5 protein-coding genes are annotated in these 9,861 nt (G+C 72.4%); 1 reads left to right on the top strand and 4 read right to left on the bottom strand.

Annotated elements, in window-relative coordinates; translation table 11 throughout:
* The first annotated feature begins 392 nt into the window (after positions 1-392).
* A complete protein-coding gene (locus DSY14_RS24970; RefSeq protein WP_211719066.1) occupies positions 393-1,034 on the top strand; it encodes an OB-fold-containig protein in 642 nt (213 codons plus the stop codon).
* 62 nt (positions 1,035-1,096) lie between these two features.
* Here the strand turns inward: DSY14_RS24970 and DSY14_RS24965 are convergent, their stop codons facing one another.
* The 4 genes from DSY14_RS24965 to DSY14_RS29345 all read right to left on the bottom strand — a co-directional run.
* Positions 1,097-2,383 (bottom strand): MFS transporter, encoded by a 1,287-nt coding sequence (locus DSY14_RS24965; RefSeq protein WP_211719065.1) that lies wholly within the window; start codon positions 2,381-2,383, stop codon positions 1,097-1,099.
* Between the two features lie 148 nt (positions 2,384-2,531).
* On the bottom strand, positions 2,532-2,732 hold the full coding sequence (locus tag DSY14_RS24960) for an MbtH family protein (protein ID WP_049566754.1): 201 nt from the start codon (positions 2,730-2,732) through the stop codon (positions 2,532-2,534).
* 2 nt (positions 2,733-2,734) lie between these two features.
* Entirely contained in the window at positions 2,735-9,106 is a 6,372-nt protein-coding gene (locus DSY14_RS24955) for a non-ribosomal peptide synthetase (protein WP_211719064.1), read from the bottom strand.
* On the bottom strand, positions 9,079-9,861 hold a 783-nt coding region (locus DSY14_RS29345), incomplete at its 5' end, for a condensation domain-containing protein (RefSeq protein ID WP_283091697.1). The genes DSY14_RS24955 and DSY14_RS29345, both read right to left, overlap by 28 nt.

Raw genomic sequence — 9,861 nt, 5'->3', positions numbered from 1 at the left:
GGGGGGGGGCGGGATCCGACCTCACCAGCCTCACCCGCGCCGATCGCCCACGGATCACGGGACACCTCGGGGCCGCGTCCGCCGTGGCTGGCTCCGGCCAACGCGACCCCGGAGGCGAGGTGCGTCGGTGGGGTCGACGCCCGGAATCCGCACCGAGGTCGGCGTCGCCGTCGAGGGCGGCGGCACGAAGGGCGGCACCACCGTGTCGACCGCGGCGCTCGGGTCCGGCCGCCGGCCGGAGGTGGCCACAAGCGGTCAAGCCTCACCCCCGAGGACGTGCCGAAACGGGCCGTTCGATAAGATCCCGGCACGGTCCCGACGGCTCGGATCCGCGCGCCCTCCCCCGGCGCCGGCCGCGGAACCGTGCGAACACGAAGGAGTGAGTGCACGGGATGAACCTGTTCCTGAGCGCCGCCTTCGGTTTCCCCACGGTCCTGTTCACGCCGATGCTCCTCGTCGTCCTCGGCTACTGGATCTTCGTGATCGTCGGCGCCGCCGACACCGAGATGCTCGACAGCGTGGACGCCGACGGTGACGCCGCCGGCCTCAGCGCGGTACTGAGCAAGGCCGGGCTCGGACGGGTGCCCGTGACCGTGGCCCTGACCATGTTGATCGGCGTGGCCTGGTTCGTCAGCATGATGGGAAGCATCGTGACCAGCCTTATCGAGACCACCTCCACCCCCCTGTTGTGGGCCCTGGGCGGCGTCGTCCTGCTCATCGCCCTGGTGGCCGCCTGGGCCGTGACCAGCGGTGTGGTCATGGGCTTCCAGCGTTTCCTGCCCCGCCGCAAGGGCGACTCCAAGCACGAACTGGTCGGTCGCACCTGCGTGATCCGCATCGGTGAGGCCCGGGAGAACTTCGGCCAGGCCGAGATCACCACCGCGGGCGGGGCCTCGATCTCCATCCCGGTGCGCACGACCGGCGGCGAGGTCCTGTCGGTGGGCAGCACCGCCCTGATCTTCGACCACGAGGCCGGTGACGACGTGTTCCTCGTGACCGCCTTCGACGCGGCACTCGATCCCGGCCGGCACTGACCGGGGCCGCCGTCCGAGTCCCCTCTCCCCGGGGTGGGCCGGTGCGTCCGGGACGCCCCCGCCTACTCCCCGTTCTCCGCCTCCCGACGGTCCCTGTCCTCGGCCTCGTCAGCGCGCCGTGCCATGGTCCGCAGCGCGGGCAGGAGGAGCAGGGTGGCGGTGATGACGACCACCCCACCGATCAGTGATGGCAGGCGCAGGTCGACACGGCCGAGGAAACCGCCGATGAGGGCGCCCACGGCGTTGAAGGTCATCGCGAAGATCTGCACGGACCCCAAGACCCGTCCGCGTAGTTCGGCGGGGATGGCGAGCTGGGCGACCCCGATGGTGACGGTGTTCGACAGGGCCATGGCCACCGCGATCAGGGCCCAGAAGAAACCGGCCACGTACGCGTTGGGCGACACGATGAACCCGATGCAGCCCACACCCATGACCGTGAAGGCGATGACCTGGGTGCGGAAGCGTCCCAGGAAGGCGACCACGCGGGAGACCGAGAGCGCCCCGAGCAGCGCCCCGACGGCGGCGGAGGAGATGAACACGCCGTACAGCGCCTCCGGTACCCCGAAGTGCACCCGCAGGATGAGGACCAGCACGGACGACTGGAGCATGAAGCCCATGGCCACGAGTGAGCCGTGCAGTGCCAGGTACCTGAGGGGCCGGTCGTTCCAGAGGAACGTGGTCCCCTCGCGGACCGAGGCGAGGATGGAGACCGCCGGTCTCCGCGCGTTCTGTACCTCGGCCCGGGGCCGTCGGGCGCTCAGGGGCAGGCCGATGAGGATGAGGGCGCCGAGAAGGTAGGCGCCGGCGTTGACCGCGAGCGGGAGAGCCGCCGCGACCACGATGAGGAGACCGCCGATGGGGGCCCCGCCGAAGTCCTGGACGACCACCCGGCCGCCGACGATGCGGCTGTTGGCCCGGTCCAGGGAGGTCTTGGCGACCAGTTCGGGCATGAGGGCGCGTCCGCCGATGTCGTAGAACGCCTCGCAGGACATGACGACGAACATCACCGCGTAGAGGGTGAGGATGGTGGCGTTGCCCGCGGCGACGACCACCGCGAGCGCCACCAGGGTGGCGGCGCGCACCAGGTTCGCGACGATCAGCACCTTGCCCCGGTCGAGGCGGTCGACGAGCGCGCCCACGAACAGGCCGAAGATCAGCCAGGGCAGGAAACGCACGAAGGCCAGCCCGGCGACCAGGACGGGGTCGTTGGTGAACATGGCCGCCATCAGCGGAAGCACCGTCGCCATGATGCCGTCGGCCACGCTGCTGCTCATGCTCCCGACCCAGAAGCGGTTGAAGTCGCGGCCCAGGCCACGGACCGGTCTGCCCGGTCTGGTCTGTACGGACATGGTCTCTACTCTCGTTTCCTGGTGCTGCCGACGGGTTGGGAGGAGGGGCGTGGGCGGGGACACGGGATGACGCCGCAGGGGCGCCGGTGGGTCCGGGTGCGGGCCCGTCGCGCGGGCCCGCACCAGAGGATGGAGCGGTGGTGTTCGGTCAGACGGCGGCGAGGCTACGGGGCCGGATGTCGGTCCAGTTCTCCTCGACGTACCGCAGGCAGGCCTCGCGGGTGTCCTCCCCCGCGACGACGTCCCAGCCGGCCGGGACGTCGGCGAAGGACGGCCACAGGGAGTGCTGGCCCTCGGCGTTGACCACGACGTAGAAAGTGCCCTCGGCGTTGTCGAACGGGTTGTTCATCGTCAGCTCCTCAGCTGTTCGAAGGTGGTGGATTCCATCTGAGCGGACACCAGTCGGCCGATCACTCCCACCGACTCCGGGCGGGTCATCCCCATGTGCGTGGAGTCGATGTCGTGGACTTCCATACGGCCGTCGATGTGCTCCTTCCAGTACTCGACATCGGGCGAGTACTCGTTCCTCCCGCGCGTGGCGCGGAAGAAGACCGTGTCCCCGGCGAAGGTGCCGGGGGTGTGGCGGTTCATGACGACCGCGTGGTTGACCGCGGCGTCCACGAGGGCGGCCAGGTCGCCGGGGGCGAACTCGGCCAGGACGGGATCGCCCCGCCGTACCCGCCGGACCACGTCCTCGCGGTCGATCGGGGCACCCTCGGAGCCGACGCCGGAGGGGACGTCGAGCATCATGGCCAGCACCTCGTCATGGGAGAAGTCGGTGCGCTCGGCACCGGGCGGTACGGGATAGGAGTCCATGAGTCCGAGGAAGGACACCTCCTCGCCCGCGGCCTGGAGGCGGACCGCCATCTCGTGGGCGACGAGTCCGCCGAAGGACCACCCCAGCAGCCGGTACGGGCCGTGGGGCCGGACGGAGCGGACGCGCTCCAGATAGTCCTCGGCGATCTCGGCGACGCTGCCCGGCAGCTCACCCGGGACCGTGAGCGCCCGTGTCTGCAACCCGTACAGGGGCTGGTCGCCGGGCAGGTGTCGGACCAGGCCGGCGTAACACCAGCTCATCCCCGCGCCCGGGTGCACCGCGAAGAGCGGGGGACGCTCTCCGTGCTCGCGCAGGGGAAGCAGGACCTCCAACGCGCCCGCGGTGCCCTCCACGGGGGCGTCGCCGGTGGCCTCGTGGTCCCCGACCGGCGCGCCCGCCAGCGCGGCGACGGTCGGCGAACGGAAGACGTCCCGAACCCTGAGCTCGATCCCCAGGTCCGAGGCCCGGCCGACCAGCCGGGCGGCCAGGAGCGAGTGCCCGCCGAGATCGAAGAACGAGTCGTCGATCCCGACCCGGTCCAGACCCAGGATCTCCGCGAAGAGCGCGCAGAAGGCCTCCTCTCGGGGTGTGCGCGGCTCGCGTCCCACGGCGGTGGGCGTGTACCGGGGCGAGGGCAGGGCCCGCCGGTCCAGCTTGCCGCTGGAGTTCAGCGGGAGGGTGTCCAGGACGACGGTGGCCGCGGGGACCATGTACTCCGGCAGCGAGCGGGCCGTGTGCGCGGCCAGGGCGACGGCGTCGATCCCGTGGCCGTCCTCGGCCACGACGTAGGCGACCAGCCGCGGGTCGCCGGGCCGGTCCTCACGGACCAGGGCGACCGCGTGGGCGACGGCCGGGTGCGCCGAGAGCACGGCCTCGACCTCGCCGAGCTCGATACGGAAGCCGCGGATCTTGACCTGGTCGTCCTCACGTCCGTGGAAGCGGATGTCGCCGTCGGGGGACCGGGAGGCCCGGTCACCCGTCCGGTACATCCGGGAGCCGGGGGCTCCGTGGGGATCGGTGACGAACCGTCCGGCGGTCAGGCCGGGCCTGTGCAGGTACCCGCGCGCCACACCGTCACCGGCCAGGTAGAGCTCGCCGACGACGCCGTCCGGCACCGGTCGCAGCCGTTCGTCCAGGACTCGGGTCACCGTTCCCGGGAGACCCCGGCCGATGTGCGGGTGCGCTCCGGTCACCTCGGCCATCGTGGCGTCGACCGTGGTCTCGGTGGGGCCGTAGAGGTTGAACGCGGTGACGCCGCCGGTCCCGGCCGCCAGGTCGGTCCACGTCTGCGCGGGCACGGCCTCCCCGCCCAGGGCCAGGCGCAGCGGCCAGGCCTCGGTCAGTCGCGGGAGGAGCCTGTCGCGCACCAGTTCCCAGTGGGTGGGCGTCAGGTTCAGATAGGTCACGCGGTGCCGGGCCAGGTCTCGGACGAGGGAGTCCGGTTCGTCACGGGTCTCGTCGGAGACGACCAGCACCGTGTCCCCCCGGCAGATCGTGCCCCACTGTTGGAGGGAGGCGTCGAAGGCGGCGCTCGCGGTCCAGGCCGAGACTCCGGGTTCGGACAGGTAGTAGCCGCTCCCTTCGAGCGAGGCGACCAGGTGGGCGAGGTTGGCGTGGGTCACGGCCACGCCCTTGGGGCGACCCGTCGAACCGGACGTGTAGATGACGTAGGCGAGGGAGTCGGGCGCCGGGGAGGCGCCGGGGTCCGTCCGGGGTGCGTCCGGCGCGGCCGCGTGTTCGTCGGCGACGAGCACGCGGGTGGAGTCGGGGAGCGCACGCACCGCCTCGTGCGCGTGGTGCCGCGCGTCCGTCAGCAGGAGGCCCTCGCCGGCCTCCCGCAGGATGGCGGTGATCCGGCCCGCCGGGTTGCGCGGGTCCAGCGGCAGGAAGGGCGCGCCGCTCCGCAGGACGGCGATCATGGCGACGACCAGGTCGGCCGAACGCCCCATCAGCAGGGCCACCGGCCGGTCCGCGCCGGCGCCCAGGCCGATCAGCGTGTGGGCGAGGCGGTTGGCCCGCGCGTCCAGCTCGCCGAAGGTGAGCTCGGTGCCGTCGAAGATCACCGCGGTGCGGTCCGGTGTGCGCCGCACCTGATCCGCGAGCCGCTCCAGGAAGGTCGGGCACCGCTCGCCGTGGTGGGCCTCGGCGGGCTGTGGGACACGCTCTCGCGGCATGAGGACGTCGAGTTCGTCGAGGCCCTGGCCGGTGTCGGCCCCGAAGGCCTCCATCACGGCGACCAGGCGCTGGAGCAGGGATCGCGCGGTCCGTTCGGTGAACAGGCTGGTGGCGTACTCCAGTGCGAGGCTCGCGGGCCGGGTACCGTCCGCGGACCGGTCGCCGACGGTCAGGCCGAGGTCGAACTTGGCGGTGTCGATCTCCGCCCGTCCGTACCGGCCGGAGTCCTGTCCCGAGGCGCCCGGTTCGGCCGAGACCTCGCCCGTGGCCAGGGAGAGCATGGCCTGGAAGAGGGGGTGGTGCGCGGTGCTGCGGGTGGGGTTGACGAGTTCCACCACGTGCTCGAAGGGCAGGTCCTGGTGGTCGAACGCGGCCAGGTCGGCCTCGCGGACCCGGGCCAGCAGGTCGGCGAGGGTGGGGGACCCGGACGTGTCGGTGCGCAGCACCAGGGTGTTCACGAAGAACCCGACCAGGTCGTCGAACGCCGGGTCCGTCCGGCCCGCCACCGGTGTGCCGACGGCGATGTCGTCGCCCACGCCCATCCTGGTGAACAGGGCGGCCAGCGCGGCGTGCACCACCATGAAGAGGGTGCAGTCGTGTTCGCGGGCGACGCGCCGGAGCCCGTCGTAGACCTCGTCCGGCAGGACCGCCGTGACTGTGCCGCCCTCGTGAGGGGCTTCGGCGGGTCGGGGGAAGTCGAGCGGCCACTCCGCGACCTCGGGCAACCCGCTCAACGCCCGCTCCCAGTACCGGGACTGGCGGCTGTGGGCCGAGTCGGGGTCGCCGGGATCGCCGAGCAGGTCGTTCTGCCACAGGGTGTAGTCGGCGTACTGGACGGGCAGCGCGTCCCAGACGGGGGCGCGTCCATCGGCGCGGGCCTCGTAGGCCTCCTGGAGGTCCCGGAGCAGTGGCGCGAGCGACCAGCCGTCACCGATGACGTGGTGCATCTGCACCACCAGGGCCGAGTCGTCCTCCCCGGCGAGCAGCAGGTCGGCGCGCACCAGCGGTCCGGCCTCCAGGTCGAAGACGTGCGAGTCGATGTCCCTCAGTACGTCCGGGATCTGCTCGGGTTCGACCGCGCGCACCCGGAGGCGGATCGCGGAGCCGTCCGTGACGTGCTGGTAGGGCTCCCCCTGTTCGGTGGGCAGGACCGTTCGCAGGGCCTCGTGCCGCTGGACGACGTCCGCGAGGGCGGACGTCCACGCGTCGGGGTCGGGGCGGCCGTCCAGGCGCAGCACGGTCTGGATGTTGTAGGCGCGTTCCTGGCCGTCGACCTGGTGCAGGAACCACAGCCTGCGCTGGGCGGAGGACAGCGGAAGGAGTTCGGGCCGCGCCCGGGGCACCGCCCTGGGGCGGGACGGGCGGTCCCCGGCGGCCTCGACCACCCGGGCCACGCCCGTGACGGTGGGCGAGGAGAACAGCTCGCGCAGCTCGACGTCGACGCCGAGCACGGAGCGCACACGTGCGATGAGGCGGGTGGCGAGCAGGGAGTGCCCGCCCAGGTCGAAGAAGGAGTCGTCGATACCGACCCGGTCGAGGCCCAGGACCTCGGCGAACAGCCCGCACAGGATCTCCTCGCGCGGGCCCCGGGGGGCGCGGCCGAAGCCCGTGGCGGCGGCGAAGTCCGGCTCGGGCAGGGCGCGTCTGTCCACCTTGCCGTTGCCGTTCAGGGGGAGGGCGTCCAGGACCATCACGGCGGAGGGAACCATGTAGTCGGGCAGGACCTCCGCGACGGCGGCCCGGACCCGCGCGCCCTCCAGGGACGCGCCCGCCGTGGGCACGACGTAGGCGACCAGGGCCATGACGCCGCTGTGGTCCCTCCGTGCCGTGACGAACGCCTGGGCGACACCGGGCATCGCGGCGGCGACGGCCTGGATCTCCCCCGGCTCGACGCGGAACCCGCGGACCTTGACCTGGTCGTCGGCGCGGCCCAGGTACTCGACGCGACCGGCCTCGACCCAGCGGACGACGTCCCCGGTCCGGTACATCCTGGCGCCCGGCTCCCCGAAGGGGTCGGGCAGGAACCGTTCGGCGGTCAGGTCCGGGAGTCCCACGTAACCGTGCGCCAGCCCGTCACCGGACACGTACAGCTCACCCGGGACTCCGACGGGCACCGGGCGCAGGCGCTCGTCGAGGACGTAGCCGCGGCGGTTGGCGAGCGGCCCGCCGATGGGCACGGGCCCGTCCTCCTGGTCCCGGACCTCGTGGGAGTGGGTGAAGACCATGCTCTCGACCGGCCCGTACCCGTTGCGCAGGCGGGTGTCGGGGAAGGCGGCCCGGAAGCGGCGCATGTGCTCCGCGGACGGCTTCTCCCCGCCCACGTGGACCTGGAGCGCACCCTCGAAGACCTGGGGGTACTCGTCCACGACCAGATTGAACAGGCCGGTGGACAGGAAGAGCGAGTCGACGCCGTGCCTGGCGACGAGCTCCGCCATACGCGGGGGCTCGGGGACCTGACCGGGGTGCAGGACGCAGACGGAACCGTGGAGGAGCGCCCCCCAGAACTCGAGGACGAAGGCGTCCCAGGAGACGGGTGCGGACTGCAGCCAGACCCGGTCGGGGCCCAGGTCGGCGTAGTCCTGGCCGGTGAAGGTGGACACGATGGCGCGGTGCGGGGCGAGGACCCCCTTGGGGACACCGGACGATCCGGACGTGAACATCACGCAGGCCGTGCTCAGCGGCGACAGGTCGAGGGCGAGGTCGCTCCCGTCCTGTCCGTCGACCGCGGACGCGACCGTGTCGAGCGCGATGGTGTGCCGGGCTCCGGTCTCGCGCTCCAGCAGGTCGGCGCGGCTGACGACGAGGCGGGTCCCCGACGCGGACGCCATCGCGGCCAGCCGGGCGTCGGGGAAAGCCGGGTCCAGGGGCGTGTACCCGGCGCCGGCCTTGAGGACGGCCAGCAGGGTGACGGCGTACTCGACACCGCGTTCCAGGAGTACGCCGACCATGCCGCCCGGGGCGACGCCGTTCTCGCGCAGGTGGCGGGCGAGCCGGTTGGCCCGGGTGTTCAGTTCGGCGTAGGTGAGTTCGCCGCCCTCGGAGACCAGGGCCACGGAGTCGGGTGCCGCCGCGGCCCGTTCCTCGAACAGGGCGTGCACGAGGGCCGACGGCTCACCCGCCGCGGTGTCGTTGACCCCGTCCACCAGCGCGTGGAACTCGTCCCCGGTGAGCAGGGGGATGTCGGCCACCCCTGCCCCGGGGTCGTGCGCGACGGCGGTCAGCACCCGGATCAGCCGCTCGCCCAGGCCCTCTGCGGTCCGGCGGTCGAACAGGTCCGTGGCGTAGTCCACGACGGCTGTCAGGCCCTCGGGCCCCTCCTCGAAGGCGAAGGTGAGGTCGAACTTGGCCGTCTTCCAGCCGAAGGGCTCGCGGTCCACCCGGAGCCCGGGCAGGCGCGGTTCCACGACGGCGTTGTTCTGAAGGACCATCATGACCTGGAAGAGCGGGTGGTGGGCGGTGGACCGCTTCGGGTTGAGCTCCTCCACCAACAGGTCGAAGGGCACGTCCTGGTGGTCGAACGCCGCCAGGTCCACCTCCCGGACACGTTCCAGCAGTTCGCCGAAGGACGGGTTCCCGGAGGTGTCGGTGCGCAGGACGAGCGTGTTGACGAAGAACCCGACCAGGTCGTCCAGGGCGGGATCGGTACGACCCGCCACCGGGGTGCCCAACGGCACGTCCTCACCGACGCCCGAGCGGCTCAGGGTCACCGCCAGGGCGGCCTGAAGCGCCATGAACGGCGGGCCCGGTCCAGGGGCAGGGCGAGGACCTCCGGAGCTCCGTCGAGGGCCTCCCGCCAGAAGTCGAGCCGGCCGACGGCCACACCCTCCCCGTCCCGCCGGTCCAGGAGTTCGTTCTGCCAGAGCGCGTAGTCGGCGTACTGCACCGGCAGCGGCTCCCACTCCGGCGCTCCGCCGGCGAGGCGCGCGGTGTAGGCCTGGCACAGGTCGCGGACAAGCACGCCCTCGGACCAGCCGTCGGTCGCGATGTGGTGCATCAGCAGGACGAGCACCGACTCCTGGTCGCCGACACGGAGCAGCGCGGCACGCACCGGCAGGTCCCCGGCCAGGTCGAAGGTCCGGCCGATGAACTCCTCGATCGCGCCGGGGACGTCGGACTCGGCGCGTTCGCTCGTCTCGAAGCCCAACCGGGCGCGGGCCTCTCCGGTTCCGAGCACCTGCTGGTGGAGCTCTCCCTCGTGCTCGGTGAGGATCGTGCGCAGGACCTCGTGGCGGTCCACGGTGTCGCCGAGTGCGGCGCGCAGAGCACCGGAGTCGAGGGGCCCGCGCAGGCGCAGGGCGACGGACACGTTGTAGGTGGCGGAGGCACCCTCGATCCGGTTCACGAACCACAGTCGTCGCTGGGCGTACGACAGCGGGGAGAGCTCACCGCGATCAGCGGGGACCAACTCCGGCCGCGACACCGCCCCTCGGCCCTGGGCGACCAACCGGTCCACACCGGCCACCGTCGGATCACGGAAGAAGTCCCG

This window comes from Nocardiopsis sp. MG754419 (assembly GCF_018207095.1).
In the GTDB taxonomy this organism is placed as follows: domain Bacteria; phylum Actinomycetota; class Actinomycetes; order Streptosporangiales; family Streptosporangiaceae; genus Nocardiopsis.
The sequence above is the reverse complement of the archived record's forward strand: the minus strand, read 5'-3'. Positions and strand labels throughout refer to the sequence as shown.

Excerpts from the sequence above, each read along its gene's own strand:
- DSY14_RS24970 (WP_211719066.1), top strand. The coding sequence starts at position 393 with ATGAACCTGTTCCTGAGCGCCGCCTTCGGTTTCCCCACGGTCCTGTTC.
- DSY14_RS24965 (WP_211719065.1), bottom strand. The coding sequence starts at position 2,383 with ATGTCCGTACAGACCAGACCGGGCAGACCGGTCCGTGGCCTGGGCCGC.
- DSY14_RS24960 (WP_049566754.1), bottom strand. The coding sequence starts at position 2,732 with ATGAACAACCCGTTCGACAACGCCGAGGGCACTTTCTACGTCGTGGTC.
- DSY14_RS24955 (WP_211719064.1), bottom strand. The coding sequence starts at position 9,106 with ATGGCGCTTCAGGCCGCCCTGGCGGTGACCCTGAGCCGCTCGGGCGTC.